The organism is Nitratireductor kimnyeongensis (assembly GCF_019891395.1).
GTDB classification, from domain to species: Bacteria; Pseudomonadota; Alphaproteobacteria; order Rhizobiales; family Rhizobiaceae; genus Nitratireductor; species Nitratireductor kimnyeongensis.
In genome coordinates this window covers 3,344,335-3,366,997 of the sequence record NZ_CP078143.1, presented here as the reverse complement: position 1 = coordinate 3,366,997, position 22,663 = coordinate 3,344,335, and the positions used below count along the sequence as shown (strand labels likewise).

19 protein-coding genes, 2 tRNA genes and 1 pseudogene are annotated in these 22,663 nt (G+C 58.8%); 10 read left to right on the top strand and 12 right to left on the bottom strand.

The window, feature by feature from the left end; translation table 11 throughout:
- Positions 1-79 precede the first annotated feature (79 nt).
- On the bottom strand, positions 80-1,447 hold the full coding sequence (locus KW403_RS15965; RefSeq protein WP_246637817.1) for a GGDEF domain-containing protein: 1,368 nt from the start codon (positions 1,445-1,447) through the stop codon (positions 80-82).
- Positions 1,448-1,992: 545 nt separating this feature from the next.
- Positions 1,993-2,069, bottom strand: a tRNA-Asp gene (locus tag KW403_RS15960).
- 184 nt (positions 2,070-2,253) lie between these two features.
- Here KW403_RS15960 and KW403_RS15955 point away from each other — a divergent pair.
- Together KW403_RS15955 and KW403_RS15950 are read left to right on the top strand one after the other, a co-directional pair.
- Positions 2,254-2,329 (top strand) — tRNA-Val (locus KW403_RS15955).
- 93 nt (positions 2,330-2,422) lie between these two features.
- Positions 2,423-2,971, top strand: a complete 549-nt coding sequence (locus KW403_RS15950) for an acetyltransferase (RefSeq protein ID WP_223020415.1) — start codon at positions 2,423-2,425, stop codon at positions 2,969-2,971.
- A 35-nt stretch (positions 2,972-3,006) separates the two neighbouring features.
- Here KW403_RS15950 and hupB read toward each other — a convergent pair whose 3' ends face one another.
- The 5 genes from hupB to KW403_RS15925 all read right to left on the bottom strand — a co-directional run bounded on the left by hupB (position 3,007) and on the right by KW403_RS15925 (position 9,162).
- Positions 3,007-3,282, bottom strand: a complete 276-nt coding sequence (hupB, locus tag KW403_RS15945; RefSeq protein ID WP_223020414.1) for a DNA-binding protein HupB — start codon at positions 3,280-3,282, stop codon at positions 3,007-3,009.
- A 257-nt stretch (positions 3,283-3,539) separates the two neighbouring features.
- Entirely contained in the window at positions 3,540-5,966 is a 2,427-nt protein-coding gene (gene lon, locus KW403_RS15940) for an endopeptidase La (protein WP_223020413.1), read from the bottom strand.
- Positions 5,967-6,291: 325 nt separating this feature from the next.
- Positions 6,292-7,566: an ATP-dependent Clp protease ATP-binding subunit ClpX gene (gene clpX, locus KW403_RS15935; protein ID WP_223020412.1), complete on the bottom strand. Its 1,275-nt coding sequence runs from the start codon at positions 7,564-7,566 to the stop codon at positions 6,292-6,294.
- A gap of 319 nt (positions 7,567-7,885) precedes the next feature.
- Entirely contained in the window at positions 7,886-8,518 is a 633-nt protein-coding gene (locus tag KW403_RS15930) for an ATP-dependent Clp protease proteolytic subunit (RefSeq protein WP_223020411.1), read from the bottom strand.
- Positions 8,519-8,865: 347 nt separating this feature from the next.
- Positions 8,866-9,162: a hypothetical protein gene (locus tag KW403_RS15925; protein WP_223020410.1), complete on the bottom strand. Its 297-nt coding sequence runs from the start codon at positions 9,160-9,162 to the stop codon at positions 8,866-8,868.
- Between the two features lie 124 nt (positions 9,163-9,286).
- Here KW403_RS15925 and KW403_RS15920 point away from each other — a divergent pair.
- A pseudogene (locus tag KW403_RS15920) lies at positions 9,287-9,739 on the top strand (Lrp/AsnC family transcriptional regulator); the annotation flags it as partial.
- A 73-nt stretch (positions 9,740-9,812) separates the two neighbouring features.
- Here the strand turns inward: KW403_RS15920 and KW403_RS15915 are convergent.
- The 3 genes from KW403_RS15915 to KW403_RS15905 form a co-directional block, all read right to left on the bottom strand.
- Positions 9,813-11,096, bottom strand: a complete 1,284-nt coding sequence (locus KW403_RS15915) for an O-acetylhomoserine aminocarboxypropyltransferase (protein WP_223020409.1) — start codon at positions 11,094-11,096, stop codon at positions 9,813-9,815.
- Positions 11,097-11,198: 102 nt separating this feature from the next.
- Positions 11,199-11,720, bottom strand: a complete 522-nt coding sequence (locus KW403_RS15910) for a CoA-binding protein (RefSeq protein ID WP_223020408.1) — start codon at positions 11,718-11,720, stop codon at positions 11,199-11,201.
- A 1,072-nt stretch (positions 11,721-12,792) separates the two neighbouring features.
- Positions 12,793-13,611 carry an enoyl-CoA hydratase gene (locus KW403_RS15905; RefSeq protein WP_223020407.1) on the bottom strand — a complete coding sequence of 273 codons (819 nt, stop codon included), beginning with the start codon at positions 13,609-13,611 and terminating at the stop codon, positions 12,793-12,795.
- A 131-nt stretch (positions 13,612-13,742) separates the two neighbouring features.
- On the opposite strand from KW403_RS15905, the gene KW403_RS15900 reads away from it, so the two are divergent.
- The 5 genes from KW403_RS15900 (at position 13,743) to argC (ending at position 17,502) form a co-directional block, all read left to right on the top strand.
- A complete protein-coding gene (locus tag KW403_RS15900; RefSeq protein ID WP_223020406.1) occupies positions 13,743-14,201 on the top strand; it encodes a PaaI family thioesterase in 459 nt (152 codons plus the stop codon).
- A 280-nt stretch (positions 14,202-14,481) separates the two neighbouring features.
- Positions 14,482-14,946, top strand: a complete 465-nt coding sequence (gene rplM, locus KW403_RS15895; RefSeq protein ID WP_007007923.1) for a 50S ribosomal protein L13 — start codon at positions 14,482-14,484, stop codon at positions 14,944-14,946.
- On the top strand, positions 14,946-15,428 hold the full coding sequence (rpsI, locus tag KW403_RS15890; RefSeq protein WP_223020405.1) for a 30S ribosomal protein S9: 483 nt from the start codon (positions 14,946-14,948) through the stop codon (positions 15,426-15,428). Before rplM ends, rpsI begins: the two co-directional genes overlap by 1 nt.
- Before the next feature lie 106 nt (positions 15,429-15,534).
- Positions 15,535-16,482: an agmatinase gene (gene speB, locus KW403_RS15885; RefSeq protein WP_223020404.1), complete on the top strand. Its 948-nt coding sequence runs from the start codon at positions 15,535-15,537 to the stop codon at positions 16,480-16,482.
- 90 nt (positions 16,483-16,572) lie between these two features.
- On the top strand, positions 16,573-17,502 hold the full coding sequence (gene argC, locus KW403_RS15880; RefSeq protein WP_223020403.1) for an N-acetyl-gamma-glutamyl-phosphate reductase: 930 nt from the start codon (positions 16,573-16,575) through the stop codon (positions 17,500-17,502).
- 72 nt (positions 17,503-17,574) lie between these two features.
- Here the strand turns inward: argC and KW403_RS15875 are convergent, their stop codons facing one another.
- The gene (locus tag KW403_RS15875; protein ID WP_378596476.1) at positions 17,575-18,693 is read right to left on the bottom strand and encodes a COX15/CtaA family protein; all 1,119 of its coding nucleotides are present in this window, start codon (positions 18,691-18,693) and stop codon (positions 17,575-17,577) included.
- Positions 18,694-18,860: 167 nt separating this feature from the next.
- On the opposite strand from KW403_RS15875, the gene KW403_RS15870 reads away from it, so the two are divergent.
- Positions 18,861-19,076, top strand: coding sequence for a DUF2842 domain-containing protein (locus tag KW403_RS15870; RefSeq protein WP_223020401.1), 216 nt, complete (start codon positions 18,861-18,863; stop codon positions 19,074-19,076).
- A gap of 82 nt (positions 19,077-19,158) precedes the next feature.
- Positions 19,159-20,343: a GNAT family N-acetyltransferase gene (locus KW403_RS15865; RefSeq protein WP_223020400.1), complete on the top strand. Its 1,185-nt coding sequence runs from the start codon at positions 19,159-19,161 to the stop codon at positions 20,341-20,343.
- A 15-nt stretch (positions 20,344-20,358) separates the two neighbouring features.
- Here KW403_RS15865 and KW403_RS15860 read toward each other — a convergent pair whose 3' ends face one another.
- Positions 20,359-22,527 carry a GumC family protein gene (locus tag KW403_RS15860; protein WP_223020399.1) on the bottom strand — a complete coding sequence of 723 codons (2,169 nt, stop codon included), beginning with the start codon at positions 22,525-22,527 and terminating at the stop codon, positions 20,359-20,361.
- Positions 22,528-22,663: the final 136 nt, after the last annotated feature.

The window sequence follows — 22,663 nt, the reverse complement described above, 5'->3', positions numbered from 1 at the left end:
ACAAAGGGCCGAATGCCACCGGATATGCACTGCAAAGGCAAACCGGAAATGCGATTTATGCGGATTTCCAACCTGCCCCCTAATCGTGAAACTCCGACCGGTTGCGACCAAGATCTTTGGCGCGGTAGAGCGCCTTGTCGGCCTCTTCCAAGAGTGCTTCGACATTCGCTGAACCATCATCGGACGACGCCAGACCAACGCTCACCGTTACACTGATCGAGACCTCGTCTTCTGGCGTCACATGAGTGTTCGCAAAAGCGCGTCGTATCCGTTCGGCCACTTCAAGCGCCTGCTCTCGGGTACATTTGGGAATGACGATGGCGAATTCTTCCCCCCCTACCCGACCAAGGATATCGCCGGAACGCAGACACGCCGAGATCTTTGCAGCCGCAATCGAAATCACCTGATCGCCCGTTGCATGACCGAAACGATCATTGATCGATTTGAAGTGATCGATATCCAACATGAGCGCCGAATATGGATGGTTCTGCTTGGCGCAGTAACGGGCAAGCTTCTGCGCTTCTTCACCAAACGCACGCCGGTTGAGGAGATGTGACAAGGGATCGTGCCGCGCAAGATGAGACAGTTGTGCAATCAAGTTCTTTTGCTTCGCCATGGCGCTGGCGAGCATCAGGGGCGCCAGTGCAATCAGGCTTACCCCCAGACGCATGGATATCAACGCGCCCTCCGCCGAATGGTCGGCCACTTGTTCGAACAGATTGGCCGAATGGGCAGTCAAGCTCCAGAAGCTGAACGCCGATGTCAAAAGGACCGTCACGAAGCGCGGATAGACAATCGCAGCCCACAGAAGAGCCGGCACAGGAAACGCCAGAGCTCCAGGCCCGCCGATCTGAAAACTCGCGAAGCAACTGAGAACGAGACAAAGAGCCGGCAGGGCGAGATAGGCCAGCCGCTTGAGCGAGAAACCACGCGGAAATGAAATCGGGCGAGCTGTCAGAATGATCGGCAGAATGGCGACATAGTTCGCAAACTCCGTGACGAACCAGAATGTCCAGCCACCAACAGCGCTGCCATCAAATAACACAGGATGGGCAATTGCCCCGACAAAGCCAGCCAGGCAAGCACCAAAGCCGATAGCAGCAATAAGCTGCGGAACCGACTCCGGCGTCTGAAGCCGGATAGCCTCCCGGAAATACCTACGCAGAACAGCGTATGCTCCTCCGACGCCGGCCAGATTGGCCCCCGTCAGGAGCAGCGCCTTTCCCAAGGCCGAACCGGTCACCAGATCAGCAACGATGAAGCCGATCGCCGCCGCCAGCCAGCCCAAGGGAGTTGCTGTTTTTGGAAACCGCAGAAGCAAGCCCAGCATCACGGCATTGGCGGGCCACACGTTCGCAAGAAAATCGAGCGGACGAGTGTAAATGCCAAAAAGGCAGGTGCCAAACAAAACCACACCAAGAAAAACTGCAGCTTGGACCGTCGCCAAGAATGAACCCTTGCGTGTTCCTTTGTGGGCTTCAATATTTGTCAGCACGGCTACCGGCCCCCAACACATTGAAGTGGCAGTTTAGAATTGAATGATATCGCGGAGGTTAAGAGAAAGAGCAGAACGCGATTCTCGACACTCACGGAGCAATGGTTAACACGCCCGTGCAGGGACCATTAAAGTCCCTGCGTTAATCTCCTTGTCATGAGCCCGATTAAGCTGTTCTCGTGTCTGGTGCGCGTTGCGCTTTTGCTTTCACCGGCAGCCGCCGCCGTGATCATGTTCGTTTATCTTCTAGGGGTGGCTGAGCGGACCGATGAACCACAGGCCGTGGACCCTCTTCAAACAGCAACGATCCGTTGACCACACCGCTTCCTGCTTGCGTCGATGCTGTCGAGTACGCACATGCCCTCTCAGCAGATGCGATCGGACAAGCCGCAACACGGTCCGCGTAATATTCACGCTTCGCAAACAAAGAGTTTCGTGGAACCTAGGTGTGAGCTGGATTGTTCTTCCAGGCGCCACTTCATCAAAATTGAGAGAAGTGGCGCGAGTGACGGGGCTCGAACCCGCGACCTCCGGCGTGACAGGCCGGCACTCTAACCAACTGAGCTACACCCGCGCTTGAGGCGTTGCGCCGAAGCAGCAACGCGTCGATGAGCGCTGAATTAGGTGGTTCTTGATGTGGTGTCAAGCAGCCAATCTGCAGTTTGTGAAACTTTCTTGATGTTGTTCCAATATGCGTTGGAGAAGCGGTTTTTTGCTTGCGATCCATCGCCGAACCGCCTAAACGATCCGCTTGGAAAGGGCGATTAGCTCAGTTGGTAGAGCGCTTCGTTTACACCGAAGATGTCGGCAGTTCGAGCCTGTCATCGCCCACCATTCCTTTCTCAATTTACGCGTTTTGCCGCTGCCTCGCCCGGCAAGGTGCCTTGATGCACCGCGCACTCGTCCCCTCTCCTGCGGAGTAGGTAGGTGCCCGATATCCGCAAGTCCCGCAGAGACGACCTCGTCGATCTGATCGAGATCTGGCGGCGGTCGGTTCGCGCCACGCATCACTTTCTTTCCGAGTCGGACTTTCGCATGATCGAGGCTGATGTCGCCGGCACCTATCTTCCGCGCGCCAAACTCTGGGTCGCGGTCGACGATCGGGATTTACCTCTCGCTTTCATGGGGCTTTGCGACGGCCATATCGACAGTCTGTTCGTGGATCCGGATTCGCGCGGCCGGGGGCTTGGGAGGCGTCTTGTCGCCCATGCGTTTGGCATTGCCGGAAGGCATATAACCCTGGATGTCCACGAGCAGAACGAGCAGGCGCTCGGCTTTTATCGAAAGATGGGCTTCATTGTTGAAGCCCGTTCGCCGAGGGATGGCTCCGGTCGCCCCTATCCGCTTCTGCATATGTGTCTTGAGGCCAGAAACGCTGCGTTCCCCAAAGGTGAGATAGGCGGCTCTAGAACAGGATCGGCCTTGAATGATGCGAGCTTCGCACCGGCAGGTGCGGCAAAAGAAAAGCCGGGCTGAAACCCGGCTTTTCTTGCATTCCGTTAAGGGCGCGATCAGCTGTTGACCGCGTCCTTGAGGCCCTTGCCGGCCGAGAATTTCGGCACGTTGCGAGCCGGGATCTGAACCGTGGCACCGGTCTGCGGGTTGCGGCCCGTGGAGGCTTCACGCCGCGAGACAGAGAAGTTGCCGAAGCCGACGAGGCGCACGTCCCCACCCTTCTTGAGTTCGCCTTCGATGACGGAGAAAACCGCATCGACCGCGGACTGGGCGTCGCCTTTGGAGAGGCCTGCCTCTTCTGCGACTGCGGATACGAGCTCGTTCTTGTTCATGTAATTACCCCTTCCTGATAAGGACCAAGTGATGCGACTCACTCGGCTCGAGGCAGTCTAGGGAGAACAGTTGCCGCCACCAAGCACGAAATGCTTTCAGGCACTCTAAAACCCACGTTTTCTGCGGTTTTCGACAGAAAAGCCGGACAAAATGCCCGGCTTCTGACGATTCCGCCGAAAATACGGCTTGAAAATGCCCCAATCCCTTGCGCCGCACCGGTTACACACTCTTGCACAACCGGTGCGGCGGAACGGAATCAGTGAGCGATTGTCTGCCCTTCGGTATCGCCAGAAGAGACCTTTCCGGCCGCCTCTACCGGCTCCACCCATTCGATCGGCTCGGGCATCCGCGTGAGGGCATGTTCCAGAACCTCGCCGACACGGCTGACGGGAACAATCTCGAGACCGTTCTTCACGTTCTCGGGAATGTCCGCCAGATCCTTGGCGTTCTCTTCGGGAATGAGCACCTTCTTGATGCCGCCGCGCAGGGCAGCAAGGAGCTTCTCCTTGAGACCACCGATAGGCAGCACGCGGCCACGCAGGGTAATCTCGCCGGTCATGGCGATATCCTTGCGAACCGGAATGCCGGTCATAATCGAAACGATGGACGTGGCCATTGCCACACCGGCGGAAGGACCATCCTTTGGCGTGGCACCTTCCGGCACGTGCACGTGGATGTCCTTCTTGTCGAAGACAGGTGGCTCGATGCCGAAATCGACAGCGCGGGAGCGGACGTAGGACGCCGCAGCGGAGATCGATTCCTTCATCACATCGCGCAGATTGCCGGTAACGGTCATCTTGCCCTTTCCGGGCATCATGACGCCTTCGATGGTGAGAAGCTCGCCACCGACTTCCGTCCAGGCAAGACCCGTCACGACACCCACCTGGTCCTCGCCTTCGGCCTGCCCGAAGCGATAACGCTGGACGCCCAGATAGTCAGACAGATTGTCTTCGGTCACTTCGACCTTGTCCTTGCCGCCATCTTTCTTGGCGTTTCGCAGGATCTCCGTCACCGCCTTGCGGGCAAGCTTCATCAGCTCACGCTCAAGGTTACGGACACCCGCCTCACGCGTGTAGGTGCGAATGATCTGCTGGAGCGCGCCATCGGTCACGGAGAACTCGTGCTCTTCCAGCGCATGCTCGCGCACGGCCTTCGGCAGGAGGTGCCGCTTGGCGATCTCCACCTTCTCATCCTCGGTGTAACCGGCAATGCGGATGATCTCCATGCGATCCATCAGTGCCGGCGGGATGTTGAGCGTGTTGGCCGTGGTGACGAACATCACGCTCGACAGGTCGTATTCCACCTCGAGATAGTGGTCCATGAAGGTCGCGTTCTGCTCGGGGTCGAGAACCTCAAGCAGAGCCGATGACGGATCGCCGCGGAAATCCATGCCCATCTTGTCGATCTCGTCGAGCAGGAAAAGCGGATTGGACTTCTTCGCCTTCTTCATCGACTGGACAACCTTGCCGGGCATCGAACCGATATAGGTGCGGCGATGGCCTCGAATCTCAGCTTCGTCGCGCACGCCGCCGAGCGCCATGCGGACATATTCGCGTCCCGTGGCTTTGGCGATGGACTTGGCGAGCGAGGTCTTGCCCACGCCGGGTGGTCCGACGAGGCAGAGGATCGGGCCCTTCAGCTTCTTCTGACGGCTCTGAACGGCCAGATATTCGACGATCCGCTCTTTGACCTTGTCGAGGCCGAAATGATCCGTGTCGAGCACGTTTTCGGCGAAATCGAGATCGTTCTTGATCTTGCTCGGCTTCTTCCAGGGTATGGACAACAGCCAGTCGAGATAGTTGCGGACAACCGTAGCCTCGGCCGACATGGGCGACATGGTCTTGAGCTTCTTCAGCTCAGCATCGGCCTTTTCGCGCGCTTCCTTGGAAAGCTTGGTCTTGTTGATGCGCTCTTCAAGTTCGGCGGCCTCGTTGCGACCGTCCTCGCCCTCGCCGAGTTCCTTCTGAATGGCCTTCATCTGCTCATTCAGGTAGTATTCGCGCTGGGTCTTCTCCATCTGGCGCTTGACGCGCGAACGGATCCGCTTTTCCACCTGAAGCACGGAAATCTCGGCTTCCATGAAGCCCATGGCCTTCTCAAGCCGCTCGCGCACGGAGAGTGTCGCCAGCATTTCCTGCTTCTCGGGAATCTTGATCGCCAAATGAGAGGCAACCGTATCGGCCAGCTTCGAGTAATCCTCGATCTGGGTCGCAGCGCCCACCACTTCTGGAGAAATTTTCTTGTTGAGCTTTACGTAATTCTCAAAATCGGAAACGACCGAGCGTGCCAACGCCTCGATCTCCACCTGGTCTTCTTCCGGCTCGGGAAGCAGATCGGCGGTCGCCTCGTGGAACTCCTCGCGCTCGGTGAACTGCGAGATGCGCGCGCGCGATGTGCCCTCGACCAGCACCTTAACCGTGCCGTCGGGCAATTTGAGGAGCTGCAGTACATTGGCAAGCGTACCGACATCGTAAATGCCGCTCGGTTCCGGGTCATCATCCGCGGCGTTCATCTGCGTTGCCAGCAGAATCTGACGCTCGGCGCCCATCACCTCTTCAAGCGCCTTGATCGACTTGTCACGGCCCACGAACAGCGGAACGATCATATGCGGGAACACCACAATATCGCGCAGGGGCAATACGGGATAGGCAGTGCCGCCAGCGGTCTTGGGGGTATCAGTCATGTTTCAGCCTTTTCAAACCGCGACCACTCGAGAGCCAGCCGCGGGCTTCAGTCTATCCGGCCAGAGCGTTATCCACCAGAAGCAACCGCATAATTGCGCGATGTCCGTGTGGAAGCCACCCCACCTTTGCTCCTCCCTTAGTTGGAGACATGAACCGAGAAGATCAAGGGCCTAGGCAGGATGCGTGGACCGGACACACAGCCTGCGGCCTCTGGCCGTCCCGAATCGGGGGTGTGGAAGCACAATGACGCCGCAGAAACGCGAACGTCACCGAAGCAAGACTCCGGTGACGCAAATACACACATTCCCAGACGCGGACGATTCGTCAGGCGCTGGCGTTGCCCTTTTCCTGCTCACGCTCGGCATAGATGTAGAGCGGGCGGGCGTTGCCGGCGACAACTTCGTCGGAGATAACGACCTCCTGGACGCCTTCGAGCGCCGGCAGTTCGAACATCGTATCAAGCAGAATGGCTTCCATGATCGAGCGCAGACCACGCGCGCCCGTCTTGCGCTCGATGGCCTTGCGGGCGATAGCGGCGAGCGCGTTTTCATGAAAGGTCAGCTCGACATTTTCCATGTCAAACAAACGCTGATACTGCTTGACGAGCGCGTTCTTCGGCTCGCTGAGAATCTGCACGAGAGCAGCCTCATCCAGATCCTCTAGCGTCGCCAGCACGGGCAGACGGCCGACAAATTCCGGTATCAGACCGAACTTGAGAAGGTCTTCCGGCTCGACCTGACGGAACAGTTCACCCGTCCGACGATCCTCCGGCGAAGCCACTGACGCACCAAAGCCGATGGAGGTCTTGCGGCCGCGGTCGGAGATGATCCTGTCGAGACCGGCGAATGCGCCGCCGCAGATGAAGAGGATGTTCGCCGTGTCCACCTGCAGGAACTCCTGCTGGGGATGCTTGCGTCCGCCCTGAGGCGGAACGGAAGCCACGGTGCCTTCCATGATCTTCAGCAATGCCTGCTGCACGCCCTCACCCGACACGTCACGCGTGATCGAGGGATTGTCGGACTTGCGCGAGATCTTGTCGATCTCATCGATATAGACGATGCCGCGCTGGGCGCGCTCAACATTGTAGTCAGCCGACTGCAGCAGCTTGAGAATGATGTTCTCGACATCCTCGCCAACATAACCGGCCTCGGTCAGTGTCGTCGCATCGGCCATGGTGAACGGCACGTCGATGATGCGCGCCAGCGTCTGAGCGAGCAATGTCTTGCCGCAGCCTGTGGGTCCGATCAGCAGGATGTTCGACTTGGCCAGTTCCACATCCGCATTCTTGGAGGCATGGGCAAGACGTTTGTAATGGTTATGAACCGCAACGGAAAGCACACGCTTTGCGTGGGCCTGACCGATCACGTAGTCATCGAGCACTTCGATGATCTCCTGCGGCGTGGGCACACCCTCGCGCGACTTCACCATCGAGGATTTGTTTTCCTCGCGGATGATATCCATGCACAGCTCGACACACTCATCGCAGATGAAGACGGTCGGTCCCGCAATCAGCTTGCGGACTTCGTGCTGGCTCTTGCCGCAGAAGGAGCAGTACAGCGTGTTCTTGGAGTCCCCGCTGCCGTTGCTGGCCTTGCTCATGTCTTACGTCCTTTCACTACCCACCGGCATGTCGCCCCGTAACCGCCGGGCGGTCATGGTGCCCGAAGACGGAAGTGCCCCCAGACGGTCCACGCTCTGTTTTCGAAACGAAACACAAATCCGAAAACGCGGCAACCTTACCGAGCCCCTTCGCAAACCTTGGCTTTGGAAACTCAATATAGGCTTAACGTAGGCGTTCACACGTCGGCTGCAAACACAAAAATGTGACAGAATTGACGCAATTGGCCGCAAACGCCGGTCCAATTGCGTCCCGCCCGGCTCCAGGCCCGGCCTTCTGTTGATTAAAACCTGACCGGAATCAGGAATCAGAGCTTTTCTCGACCGCATCGCGTGAACTGATCACCCGGTCGATCAGGCCGAATTCCTGCGCCTCGTCAGACGTCATGAAATGATCGCGGTCGAGGGTCTTCTCGATGGTCTCATAGTCCTGCCCCGTGTGCTGGACATAGACCTCGTTCAGACGGCGCTTCAGCTTGATGATGTCCTGGGCATGACGCTCGATGTCGGAGGCCTGTCCCTGGAAACCGCCAGAGGGCTGATGCACCATGATGCGCGCATTGGGCGTGGCAAAACGCATATCCTTGTGGCCGGCGCACAGAAGCAGCGACCCCATGGAGGCGGCCTGACCGATGCAGAGCGTCGAGACCGGAGGCTGGATGAACTGCATCGTATCGTAGATGGCCATCCCCGAGGTCACCACACCGCCCGGCGAATTGATATAAAGCGCGATTTCCTTCTTGGGATTGTCGGCCTCAAGAAACAGAAGCTGGGCGCATACGAGCGAGGCCATGCCATCCTCGATCGGGCCAGTGATAAAGATGATGCGCTCTTTCAGAAGGCGCGAGAAGATGTCGTAAGCCCGTTCACCTCGGTTCGTCTGCTCGACGACCATGGGCACCAGATTCATGGCGGTATCGACGGGATTCGGCATGAATATACCTTTCGGTTGGAAGTCGCACGCCGCAAATCCGGCGCGCGCAAAAGCGGCAGAATCGTTTGGTTCAAGGGGATAAATAGGATGCCCCCTTCCCCTGACGCAAGAGCAAGCGCGTATCAAGATGCTCGGCGGGTGTCGTTTATCTCATTTCGAACGGCGATAGACGCAGGTGGCGCCTCCAGCCAAAATGCGTGTGCTCCTGCGGTAGGCGCAACCGAGGTTCATCACTCTCCAATTCAATGCAGAATGGACACCCGCACCTCCACAGAACCGGAAATGTGGTTGAGGAGCTCCTTTGACGGAATACGCAGCTACGGCTCTGCGCGCAGTGAGACCGTGCACTATGTTGCCGCGAGCAATACACTGAAGCCAATCAGCACTGCCCCCAGACCACGGGTGACCCAGGAGAGAATTCCTTTCCCGTTTGCCGCACGCCCCAGTCCGGCGCCGAAGAGGCAATAGCAGCCGGCAGCAAGGAAGATAAGCAGATAGGCCGGATAGCGGCCAAGCGAGCCCGGATGGCCCGTCCAATAGCCCATTCGAATGGTCCGCGAAAGCGCGAGAGTATTGTTGGGTCCGGGAGAAAAATGCACAGGCAATGATGCCAGGATGAAGGCGAGCCAAAGCTGCGTGGACATGGGTAGCACTCCTGAAGTGCGCGCATATTGGCTCCGACGGGCCTCACATGTCCTTGCGATATAATCTTCTTTAGCGCTCAAATTTGGCATAAACTGCCAACAGGAAAATCAAAATGGCTTACACATGCCAATATCAATGGATTCTATCGATCTACGAATTCTGAGCGCGCTGCAGGCGGACGGGCGTTAAACAAATGTCGAACTTGCAGACCTTGTGGGCCTCTCGCCCTCGCCGTGTCTGAGGCGTGTAAAACGGCTGGAGCGCGAGGGCGTGATCCGTGGCTACCGCGCCATCATCAATCGCCGTTCCGTATCGCTCGGCCTCACCGTTTTCACCGAGATCAAGGTCAACCGCCACAACCGGGCAAACGCTGACGGACTCCAGAAGGCCCTTGAAGCCATCCCCGAGGTGGTGGCTTGCCACATGGCATCCGGCGCGCCGGATTTCATTGCTGAAATCGTGGTGCCGGATCTGGCCGCCTACAAGGTTCTTTTAAGCAACGTCCTGCTGGAACTACCGATGGTGGAGGACATTCGTTCAAACTTTTCCATGCACACCGTGAAGACGGAGGGGCCCTGCCCATCCCGCAAAAATAAAACGGCGCGGACCGAAAGCCCGCGCCGTTCCGATTTCTCAGAAGCTAGCTCGATCAGATCTGGGCCAGCGCCTGCTCCAGATCGGCAATGATGTCTTCCGCATCCTCGATACCGATCGACAGGCGGATCACATCGACGCCTGCACCAGCTGCAGCCTTTTGCTCATCGGAAAGCTGGCGATGCGTGGTGGACGCCGGATGAATGATCAGGGACTTCGTGTCGCCGATATTGGCCAGATGCGAGAAGAGCTCCACGCTCTCCACCACCTTCACACCCGCATCGAAACCGTCCTTCAGGCCAAAGGTGAAGACCGCGCCCGCGCCCTTGGGGGAGTATTTCTTCATGAGGCCGTGATTGGGATCGTCGGGCAGGCCTGGATAGGAAACCCAGGACACCTTGTCGTGCCCCTTCAGCCATTCGGCCACCTTGAGCGCATTGTCGCTGTGGCGCTGCATGCGAAGCGCCAGCGTCTCAATACCGGTGAGAATCTGAAATGCATTGAAGGGCGAGATGGCCGGGCCGAAATCGCGCAGGCCAAGCACGCGGGCAGCAATGGCGAAAGCGAAATTGCCGAAGGTCTCGTGCAGCACCATCCCACCATATTCGGGGCGCGGCTCGGAGAGCATCGGGTATTTGCCCGATTTCGACCAGTCGAACGTTCCGCCATCGACCAGAACGCCGCCGACTGAATTGCCGTGGCCGCCCATGAACTTGGTCAGCGAGTGCAGCACGATATCGGCGCCATGCTCGATCGGGCGCAGCAGATATGGCGAGGCCATCGTGTTGTCGACGATGAAGGGAAGGCCATGCTTGCGGGCGATGTCGCCGATCTTTTCCAGATCCACGAATGTTCCGCCGGGATTGGCAAGACTTTCCACGAAGATCGCCTGCGTATTGTCGTCGATCTGGCTTTCGAAGCTGTCCAGGTTCTCCGGATCGGCCCAGCGCACATGCCAGTCGAAATTCTTGAAGGCGTGGCCGAATTGATTGATCGAGCCGCCATAAAGTTTCTTGGCAGCGATGAAATTCGCGCCAGGCTTCATGATCGTGTGAAAGGTGAGAAGCTGAGCGGCATGGCCGGACGCCGTGGCAAGAGCTGCCGTGCCGCCCTCAAGTGCGGCCACGCGCTCTTCCAGCACGGCCTGCGTCGGGTTCATGATACGGGTGTAGATGTTGCCGAAGGCCTTCAGGCCGAACAGCGAGGCGGCATGGTCCGCATCGTCGAAGACATAGGAGGTTGTCTGGTAGATCGGCGTGGCGCGCGCGCCAGTTGCCGGATCGGGTTGTGCCCCCGCATGCACTGCCAGTGTGTCGAAACCGGGCGTACGCTCACTCATGACTCTTCCTCCAGAAATACCTGTTCGTTTTGTGCATCAATACAGAGCGAGACCACGCAGGAAAAGGCGTTTTGTCCCCGCCGGCAGCCCAAGCTTGGAAAATCAGCGTTGCCGGATGCCGAAACTCTGAAAACCTTTACGCATGATCGGCTTTTTTGAGGAGATGACCCTGCTGTTGACGCCATTCCAGCCGATTTCGCGTGAAAGCCGGGCATATTCAATCTTCGGACAGCGGTCCATCACCACTTGGATGCCCTTTTCTTCCAGTCTTTGGGCCGAGGCGTCATCGCGCACGGTGAGCTGCATCCACACAACCTTCGGGAGCGGATCCATCGCCAGGATCTCATCAGTCACGCCGGGAATGGCAGCGGAGGGGCGGAATATATCCACCATGTCGACGGGTTCCGACAAATCGGCAAGATGCGCCACCACCGGCCGGCCGGCAATCTCCTTGCCTGCCTGCCCAGGATTGACAGGAAATACGGTGTACCCTTTGTCGATCAGATATTTGGTGACGAAGAAGCTCGGTCGAACCTCATTGGCCGACGCGCCGACGATAGCGACCGTTTTCACGGTGTTCAAAATACCGGAGATGTAGGCGTCATCATATTTGTCGTGGTTCATCGTCGCTCCCGGAGTTCGCTTTGTCGGTGCAGTTTTTCACTTCGATTGTCCTTTCACACCAGGTCAATCTCGAAAACTCCACCCACCGCATTGTTGGCGCAAACACAGTTCATGATAGGTGTCTGCTCATCCCAAACAACAGTACACCAGGGGTAGAAAATGTTGAGATACGCAATACTCGCCATCGGAGCGATGGTCGCCGCAAGCCCGGCCGAAGCCATATCCCGTTACACGTCAACTGCCATGAGCTGCGCCGAGGTGCAAGCGAGGATCGCGGCGGAAGGTGCTGCCATCATGCGCTACCAGTCGCGGAACAACCCGAACCTGCCGCGCTATGACCGTTACGTGTCCCATGAAAGGCTTTGTCCCGTGGGGCATATCGGTGCACGGGATACGATACCCACAGCGGACCGCGACTCCTGTCCTGTGCTCCGCTGCAAACCGGAGATGAGGGAGCGACTCTTCCGGCGTCCCTGGATTCGTTCCAACTGACTGGTTTCGTTCCGACTGAATTGTCCCGTATCTTGCAAAGCGGATTGGGGCCACACCCCAATCGCTTGCGCGAAGAAACCGGTATATGTAAGAACAGAAAAAATCCTTTATTTATTTGTGCTTATATAAACTTTTTCCCTCAACTGACCTCAGGCATTGCTTCCCCCGCGCCTCAACGGTGAGCCATTTTCACCGGGATGGCAGCGTGACTTGCAACGTTGTTCGGAAAGGGAAGCTATGCACAAACTTTTGGTCACAATCCTGGGTTCGGTCTTGCTGTTGCCGAACCACAATACATGGGCCACTGGACTGACCTGTCAGCAAATCCAGGAGTCCATTCGGAAACACGGGTCCATCATTCTGCGCTACCCATCCAGAAACGGAGGTCCCATTCAGCGTTATGATCGGTTTGTAGCGAATCTCGACGAATGCCCGGTCGCATTCAACACGCTGAAGGTCCGCCGCGTCCCCGCATTCGATACGAATGCATGCCCCGTCCATATCTGCTGGACCGACGACTGACGAAGAACCTTGGGGCACCCGCAAACGCGGATTGCCTGCCGTAAGCGGCAGGCTTTTCTTATCTGCCCTGCCATTCCGGCGTGCGTTTTTCGATAAAGGCACCGATGCCTTCCTCGGCATCCCGCGCCATCATGTTCTCCACCATCACCCGCACCGTGTAGTCATAGGCCTGCGAGAGCTCCATTTCGGCCTGGGCGTAAAACGCCTCCTTGCCGACCTTGAGCGTCAAAGGTGATTTGGAAGCAATGGTTTGTGCAAAACTCATCGCAGTCTGATTCAAGGCTTCCTGCGGCACCACGCGGTTGATGAGGCCGAAGGAAAGTGCCGTCTGCGCGTCGATCATCTCTCCCGTCAGCAGCATTTCCATGGCGTGTTTGCGCGAAACGTTGCGTGACAGGGCGACCATGGGCGTCGAACAGAACAGACCGATATTGACGCCGGGCGTTGCAAACCGCGCCGACTCACTGGCCACCGCCAGATCGCACGAGGCGACAAGCTGGCAGCCGGCGGCGGTGGCCACCCCGCTCACCTCGGCAATAACAGGCTTTGGATGGCGCACGATGGTCTGCATCAGGCTGGAGCACAACAGCATGGTCTTTTCGAAGAACGCCCTGCCCCGGTCCGCGTCGGCGCGATGCGCCGTCATTTCCTTCAGATCATGACCAGCACAAAACACCTTGCCTTCGGAGCGCAGAACTATGACCCGTATCGCTTCATCGTCGCGGGCGCGTTCAAGAGCACCTTTCAGCGCCTCCATCATGGCGATCGAAAGCGCATTGGCCGGCGGGCTGGCGAGCGTCAGCTGCAGGATGCCGTCAGCCTCGCTCACAGCGACTGGTGCCTGTATCCTCTCCTGAACTGCAGCCGCTTCGGCCATGGTCTTCCTCCCTGTGTGAGATCCGCTGCCACCTTAGTGCCGCTTGTGTTGCTCCGGCAATCCGGCAATTCTCTCATCGATTGGTTGCCTTCGCAAAGCGCCAGTCGGACAAAATGGGGAGGACAAGGTTGATGGATGCCCGCAGCGGTGGACGAACGTTCCAGCCGGTGATGAACGCCGAAGAAGTCAATTCATATCTTCGAGAAGTGTTTCCGCAAGCCTGCAGCGGAGAGGTTCCCGATTATCGCGCCCTCAGCATCTCTCCGGGACGCTGTACGGTCCGGCTGGAAGCCGGATACCAGCACCTGCGCCCCGGCGATACGGTTTCCGGTCCCTCGCTCTTCGCCCTGGCCGACATTGGCGGCTATGTCTGCGCCCTTTCCCATATCGGACGCAGAGCCCTCACCGTCACCACCAATCTCAGCATAAACTTCATGCGCAAGGCAGGCGCGGGTACCGTGGATGGCCGCTGTCGTATCCTGAAGCTGGGGCGGCGCCTGATGGTTTTTGAGGCCGAACTGATCGCGGGTGACAGCGAAGATATCGTCGCCCATGCCACCGGCACCTATTCAATTCCGCCCGCAGATTGATCGGCTTTGCCGGGAAAACCCTTGCCGAAGCGCTCGTTTTAATATGGTATTATAATACCGTATTTTTAATTCATTGTTTTTATTGCATTTTTTTGGGAACTCGTCGAGAAAATCAACTTGACGACATGCCGAACGCTGTATAGGAAATCACCGCTGCATCGTGAACTCGTGATGCATAGGTTTGTGATGACTGTTTCCTTCGTGAAACATCACCTCTCAAACACAAGCAACAAGAAACGCCCAGCCTCATGGCCGGGTTCATGAAAATGGAAAAAGACCCATGAAAACCTTTTCGCAGAAGCCTGCGGAAGTGACGAAGAAGTGGATCCTGATCGACGCCGAAGGCGTTGTCGTCGGCCGTCTCGCTTCCATCGTCGCCAACCGTCTCCGCGGCAAGCACAAGCCAACCTTCACCCCGCATGTTGACGATGGCGACAATGTCATCATCATCAATGCCGACAAGGTTGTGCTGACCGGCAAGAAATACACCGACAAGAAATACTACTGGCACACGGGTCACCCCGGCGGCATCAAGGAGCGCACCGCGCGCCAGCTGCTCGAAGGCCGTTTCCCCGAGCGTCTGCTGGAGAAGGCTGTTGAGCGCATGATCCCGCGTGGACCGCTTGGCCGTCGCCAGATGAAGAATCTGCGCGTCTACGCCGGCGCCGAGCATCCGCACGCCGCCCAGAACCCGGAGACGCTCGACGTCGCCGCCATGAGCAAGAAGAATGTGAGGGCCCAGTAATGGCCGAAATCAATTCCCTCGAAGAGCTGGGTGCGGCAACGGCTGCGCAGACCACCGAGCAGGAAGCTCCGGTCCATGTGCAGAAGCTGGACGCCCAGGGCCGCGCTTATGCCACCGGCAAGCGCAAGAACGCCATCGCCCGCGTGTGGGTCAAGCCGGGCTCCGGCAAGATCACCGTCAACGGCAAGGAGTTCCAGGCATATTTCGCACGCCCGGTCCTGCAGATGATCCTGCAGCAGCCGATCGTCGCTGCCGACCGCAACGGCCAGTACGACATCGTCGCAACCGTCGTTGGCGGCGGGCTGTCCGGCCAGGCCGGCGCCGTTCGTCACGGCATCTCCAAGGCGCTGACCCATTATGAGCCGACGCTGCGCGGCGTACTCAAGAAGGGTGGCTTCCTGACCCGCGACAGCCGCGTGGTCGAGCGTAAGAAGTACGGCCGCGCCAAGGCTCGCCGCTCGTTCCAGTTCTCCAAGCGCTAAGCTTCCAGAACTGCCAGACACGAAAAAGCGGGCCCTCGGGTCCGCTTTTTTCTTGCGCAGATTCTGGCTTCCCCCTACCCATCTGGATCAACACAGGAGGAGCGCCATGCCGTCGAATTCGATCGACCACGCTTTCACCGCCCGCAGCCTCACCGGTGCGGCCAGCGCCCCCACCTATGCGGGGGCGCTCTCCTTTATGCGCCGCAAATTCACCAAATCGCTGAAAGGTGCCGACGCCGTGGTCTGGGGCATCCCGTTCGATGCAGCCGTCTCCAACCGGCCGGGCGCGCGCTTCGGTCCGCAGGCGATCCGCCGTGCCTCGGCGATCTTCGACAACGATCCTCAATATCCGTTCGGCGCGGATCTGTTCGAAGGATTGTCCGTCATTGATTACGGCGACTGCCTGCTCGATTACGGCAACCACCAGAAGACGCCGGCGACCATCGAACGCGAAGCGGCAAAGATTCTCAAATCCGATGTGTTTCTACTGTCGCTGGGTGGCGACCATTTTGTCACGTGGCCCCTCCTGAAGGCCCATGCGGCAAAATACGGCCCCCTCGCCCTCGTTCAGTTCGACGCGCATCAGGACACCTGGTACGACGACGGCAAGCGGATCGACCATGGCTCCTTCGTTGGCCGCGCGGTGCGCGATCGGGTCATCGATCCGGCCGCCTCCATCCAGGTCGGTATCCGCACCCACGCGCCGGAGGATTGCGGCATCGCGATCCTGCATGGCTATGACGTGGAAGAGATGAAGGCCGGGGAGATCGCCGAGGCCATTCTTGCCCGTGTGGGCACCCGCCCCGCCTATATCACCTTCGACATCGACTGCCTCGACCCGGCCTTTGCACCGGGCACCGGAACGCCGGTGGCCGGCGGCCCTTCCAGCGCCAAGATGCTGTCGGTGTTGCGCCAGCTCGGCGCGCTGGAGGTCGTCGGTGCGGACATCGTTGAGGTTGCTCCTGCCTATGACCACGCCGATGTGACGGCCATCGCCGGTGCGACCATCGCCATGCACTATCTCGGCCTTCTCGCGGCGCGAAAGCGACGATAAGAGCTGAAGCATCGATTCAGGCGCTTTACGGATTGATTCCGAACATGCGTGCAACCAGTTGAAATACGACTCTTTTCCAGGATTGACATAATGACGGCGAAAATCTTCATCGACGGCGAACACGGCACCACCGGCCTGCAGATCAGGACGCGGCTGGCCGAGCGCCGCGACATCGAAGTGATCTCCATCCCCGCCGACAAGCGCAAGGATCCGGCAGCACGTGCAGAATTTCTCAACGCCGCCGATATCGCCATCCTGTGTCTGCCGGACGACGCCGCGCGCGAAAGCGTTTCTCTGATCGAGAATGACACGACGCGCGTGATCGACGCCTCCACAGCCCATCGCGTCGCGGAGGGCTGGACCTATGGTTTCGCCGAGATGGACAAGACGCAGAGCGATGCAATTCGCAATGCAAAACGTGTTGCCAATCCGGGCTGTTGGCCGCAGGGCTCCATTGCCTTTCTGCGTCCGCTGATCGGCGCAGGGCTTCTGCCCGCCGATTTGCCGGTCACCGTCAACGGTATTTCGGGATATTCGGGCGGCGGCCGGACCATGATTGAAGAGTACGAGGCCAAGGGCGGTGAAGCACCGAATTTCATGCCTTACGGGCTCACGCTCAACCACAAGCACCTGCCAGAGCTGCAAACCTATGCAGGGCTTGCAGGCACACCGCTGATGCAACCGGCGGTCGGAAATTTTGCACAGGGTATGCTGACCGCCCTGCCCCTGCAGCTTGGTAAACTCGACCGTGTGCCCTCCGGCGCCGAGCTACACGCGGTACTCGCGGATCACTTCGGCTCGATAGAGAATGGCGTGGTGAAGGTTGCGCCGCTCGCGGCGATCGAACGGACGCCGGACATCGATCCCGAGGTCCACAACGACACAAACGCGATGACGCTTCATGTCTTCACCAATGACGCCCGCGCGCAGGCGCTCCTCATTGCTGTCTACGACAATCTCGGCAAGGGCGCGTCAGGGGCGGCGGTTCAGAACATGGACCTGATGCTGGAGGGGCTCTGAGCTTCGTCTCAGGAAAAAAATGAAGGCGCGCTCTGAAGGACGCGCCTTTTTTCTTTGGTGATTTGCCTGAAATTATACAGCGGCGTAGACCTCGTCCTCGTCACGGCTGTGGCGTGACCGCTCAGGCAGAGGATAAGGCCCCTTGGTCGCACGCCAGTGAGCGCAGGCGAAGAAGAGCACGACAAGCGCCATACCCTGATGGGTAAGCGCCACATCAATGGGCACGACCATGATGAGAGTCATTATCCCAACGGTCGCCTGAGCCAACACGAGAACCCCGAAAAGGATGGTGCGGCGCGCATGTGGCGTTCCGGGCTCCCGGCGCATCACGAACACGATCTGCCAAACGGCAAGGATCAGAAGCGCATAGGCACCGAGCCTGTGCACGAATTGCACCATTTTCGGGTTCTCGAAGAAATTGATCCAGGCCGGCGTCTGTGCAAACAGCCCTCCTGGGATCAACGCACCATCCATCAGCGGCCAGGTGTTGTAGGTCATCCCGGCGCGCAGGCCGGCCACGAGGCCGCCGAGATAGATCTGGAACAGAACCGCAATCACCATCCAGCCGGCGAAGCGGCGAACACCTTCTTCGGCCTTGCCGGTTGAATGCGGTGCAAGGCCGCGTGCAACGAGAGCGGTGGCAGCGAAGATCAGACAGGCGATGGTGAGGTGCGTGGCAAGCCGATACTGGCTCACATCGACCCGATCGACAAGCCCGGAAGCGACCATCCACCAGCCGACCGCGCCCTGCAGCCCCCCCAGTGCCAGTATGCCCAGAAGCTTCGGTTTCACGCTGCTCTCAAGGCGGCCCGTAAGCCAGAAAAAGGCGAGCGGAAGTGCAAACACGAATCCGACACCGCGGGCGAGAAGCCGGTGCGCCCACTCCCACCAGAAGATGGTTTTGAACGCATCAAGGCTCATACCCTTGTTGACCTGCTGGTATTCGGGAATCTGGCGGTACTTCTCCAGTTCCTCCTGCCATTCGGCCTCACTCAGCGGCGGGATGACGCCGTGAATGGGCTTCCACTCAGTAATAGAGAGGCCTGATTCCGTGAGCCGCGTCGCCCCCCCGACGATCACCAGGGCGAACAAGGTCAAAAGCACGAAGTAAAGCCAGAAGCGCACGAATTTGCGGTTGCGCAGAAGGGTCTCCTGCGAGACATCTGCCCTTACAGCATTGGAAGCGGTCATATCCACAGCGTCAGCCATCGTCATTCCGGAAGTTGACTGTTGGTGAACCAAAGCCCTCCGACTTGCAAGCCGAAGTGGCACCTGCGCGACAAGCCGTCGCGCTGGGGACGCTGCGTGATTGCATCGCCTCTCCCCGCGCTCTATGAAGCACACAAAAGGTGTTTTTCATGCCCGTACGTCTGCGCAAATTCATTGGCATGGTCGCGCTTGTGGCGCTTGTGGCCATCTACGCCATCCTGTCGACCGCGATCGCTGTCGCCCAATTGGCTGAATCCGGCCCCCTCGTTCACCTGGCCTATTTCTTCCTGACAGGCCTCCTGTGGATCATCCCGGCGATGTTCATCATCCGCTGGATGATCGGCAAGCCCCAGCCCGACGCCTGATCCGTCGATCATTCTTTCACCTTTTGTCGCTAAAAGGAATCGGCGCTGCCGGAAGGGGCGGCTTCGATGACTGCGATGGAAGATGACGTTGTCTAACCAGCCAGAACGCGTTTCTCCCGCCGGCGTAAGCGGCGAGAACAGTCTCAGCGTCGATGTTTGCGATGCCGATGCTGTGGCTCTGCAGCGCTATCGTGAGGACTGTGCCGAGGCCGGCTTCATGCCCGCCCAGAGCCCCGACTGGGTGTCCGCCTGGACCAGACACGCACCTCATCCATCGATCATTGTGCGCCTTTGCGACGGACAGGCGCATCTCATGAGCCTGGCGCTGGAAGTCGTTGAACAAGGCCGCTTCCGGATCGCCCGATTTATCAGCAACCGGCACGCCAACGGCAATTTCCCGGCATTGGACTTGCGGGTGCGTGATGGTCTTCCCGAAACGTATCTAACCAAACTTCGCGATGGCATCCGGCAGGCCCGGCCAGAGATTGACGCGCTGGTTCTCGAACGGCAACTGCGCCAGTGCAATGGTCAGGAAAACCCCCTGCTGGGCTGGCCGCATGGTGACAGTCCCAATGTCTCGCTTGCGGTCAATCTCGACGGTGGTTTTGACGCCGTGCTCGCGCGCTCCAGCGGCAAACGGAAGCGAAAGCAGCATCGTTCGCAGGCCCGCAAGCTGGAGGCAGCCGGGAAGGTCGAGCGCCGTCTCGCACGGTCGCGCGCCGAAGCCGAAGAGATGCTGAACGCCTTCTTCGACATGAAGGCGCACCGGTTTTCCCAGATGGGTATTCAGGATGTTTTTGCACCTGATGCGGTGAAGAACGCATTTCGCACATTGTTCGGTGACGCGGCTGAAACAAAGGAGACGAACTTTGTGCTTCACGGGCTTGAAGTGGCGGGGAAGCTTCGTGCCGTGACAGGTTCAAGCCGGATTGGAGATCGCCTGATTTGCGAGTTTAGCTCCATCGCGGATGATGATTTGACTGATGCGAGCCCTGGCCGTTTTCTCTTCTACCAGAACATCGAGGAAGCGTGCTCGGAAGGGCTAAAAATCTATGATTTCAGCGTTGGCGACGAATATTACAAACGCCTGTGGTGCGATGTGGAAACCATCCAGTTCGACACATTCGTGCCGCTCACCGGAAAAGGCCGCATTCTGGCTTTTGGGTTGTCTGCCGCCGCGCGCGCCAAACATGTGATCAACAACGATCCGCGTCTGTGGCGCGTTGCGAAGGCCTTGCGTCGCCGGCTCGGCTCAGCGCATGGCTGAGCTGAGCCTCGGAGATCAGGCCGCGTCACGTCCAGGCGGCGCCGGCGGCATGCTGTAGCCAACAGGCGAAACGAGTATCGGTGCGTCGACACCGCTGTCCCGGAGCTCGTCAAGCATTTCCAGAACGAGTTCCCCCTCTTCCGGATCGATCATGCTGACAAGCACTTCCGTATCAGAGGAGAGAAGACGACGGATTGCCTGCGCATCCGTCGGACCGCATTCGACAATCACCACATCATACGCAGCCGACAAAGACTCCATAATGATGGGCAGCCGGTCCGCCGCACGCATGGCGCGTTGCGGGTCAGCCGTGCCGACGGGAATGATATGACACTCCGAAAAGAGGTCATTGTGGATTACATCGGCAAACTGCGCTTCGGAGGCGAGAAGGTTGGTGATGCCGGCATAGGCTGTGCTTTCGAGCATGGGCAGAGAGGCTGCACCCGATGCGGTCAGATCGAGAAGCAGAACGCGCAGGCCGGAATCGCCCACATCCCGCGCGACCAGAACCGATGCCGCAGCGGCTTCGTCACCCTCCGGCGAGATGAAGAGGGCGCGGGTGGCGCCCCCGGTCACAAGCCGTTCAGATGCCTGCTCGATGTTGATTTCACCGAAGCGTGCCACGGGTGCCAGCTCACGCTGTTCCTCCGGCTCAGGAATGGGGGCCGAGACCATTTTCCGTGCAGGAACGGATGTCCCAACCCCGGAAATGGGGACCCCGACATCAACCAAGGGCTCAGCACGCGGCATCCGTGCGGTCGCGGGCACCGGAGCGGCAACACCGGCGGTCGGACGCATGGCACAACCGCTGAACAGTTCCTGCAGCAGCGTGATGATGGCCATGATCAGGAGCGAGGCAACAAAGGCGGCCACAGTGATTGGCATGATCTTGGGAAAATATGGCTCGCTTGGTGTGATGGCACGCGAGAAGATGCGCACATCCGCAGGCAGATAGTTGCGGTCGCTGCGAGAGGCCGCTTCGCGATAGCGCGTCAGATAGGATTCCAGCAATTCGCGCTGGGCGGCTGCTTCCCGCTCCAAAGCGCGCAGTTCGACCTGTTCTTCTTCTGCAATCGCTGATGCGGCTTTCAGGCGGTTGAGTTCCGCCGTCAATTCTTCTTCGCGCCGTTGGGCAGTCGCGGCTTCGGCCTCGAAGCCGGCGAGCACCTTGTTGGCTTCGCTCCTGATCTGTGTATCGAGATCTGCGAGCTGTGAACGCAGAGCGCGGATCCGTGGATGATTGCCAAGGAGCGTTGTCGAAAGATCGGCGATCTGTGCGTTGAGTTCCACCTGGCGTTCACGCAAGCGCTGAATGAGGGGCGATGCCATGACTTCTGGCAGAGTTTCCACGGCGGCACCGCTTTGCAGCGCGCTACGCACGGACTCGGCCTGGGCCGTCGCTGCTGAGCGATTGGCGCGAGTGCGAGACAGCTCGCTCGACAGTTCGGCAAGCTGCTGCGTGGCCAGAACGGTGTTGTTCTGACCAAGCAAAAGGTCAGACTGCGCGCGGTATTCGGCCACACGGGCTTCGGCTTCCTTCACACGCTCACGGAGATCTTCGATTTCCGGTTCAAGCCACTGCGTTGCACTGGTGTTCGATTGAAATTTCGCCTCGCTTTGCATCGCGACATAGGCGTCGGCCACGGCGTTTGGAATTTCAGCCGCAAGCTTTGGATCCTCGGAAGAAAATTCAATAACGATTACGCGCGAATTCTCCACACGGTAGACGGTGAGGCGCTCCCGGAACGCGCGCAGAACCTTTTCTTCCTGTGTCCCTTCGACAGGAGCGCTCTTCAGACCCGCCATCACAAGCAGGCCGGACAGGAAAGAGCCGCCGCCGCCGGCAAACTCTCCCCGATTGGCGAGATTGTACTTCTCCGCCACACTCGTGAGGATCTCAGTGGATGTGATCAGTTCGACCTGGCTTGCCACGCCTTCCCCGTCGAGGATCGGGCGGTCCCCGTCATTAACGCCCTGCGGGCGGGTGTAGACGGATTCGCGGGTCTCGATCAGCAGCCGCGTCTGGGCTCGATATTGTGGTGTGACGGTGTAGGTGACGGCAAAAACCAGTCCCGTGATGACAAGCGCGGCGAAGAGAATGCGTGGCCATTTACGCCGAACACCGGCAAACAGCTGACCGAGGTCGACATCCACGTCACCATGCGCGATCTGATCGCTCTTCATCCAGTTGGCTCCCAATCTGCTCGCAGCCAAGGTAAACGGGCATAGTAACCAGCCGGTTAAAGCTTCACGTTGGCCGTTGGAGGAAAAACCACATGCCCGTTATTGAGACATAAGCCGCGGCTTTACCCGACATTAA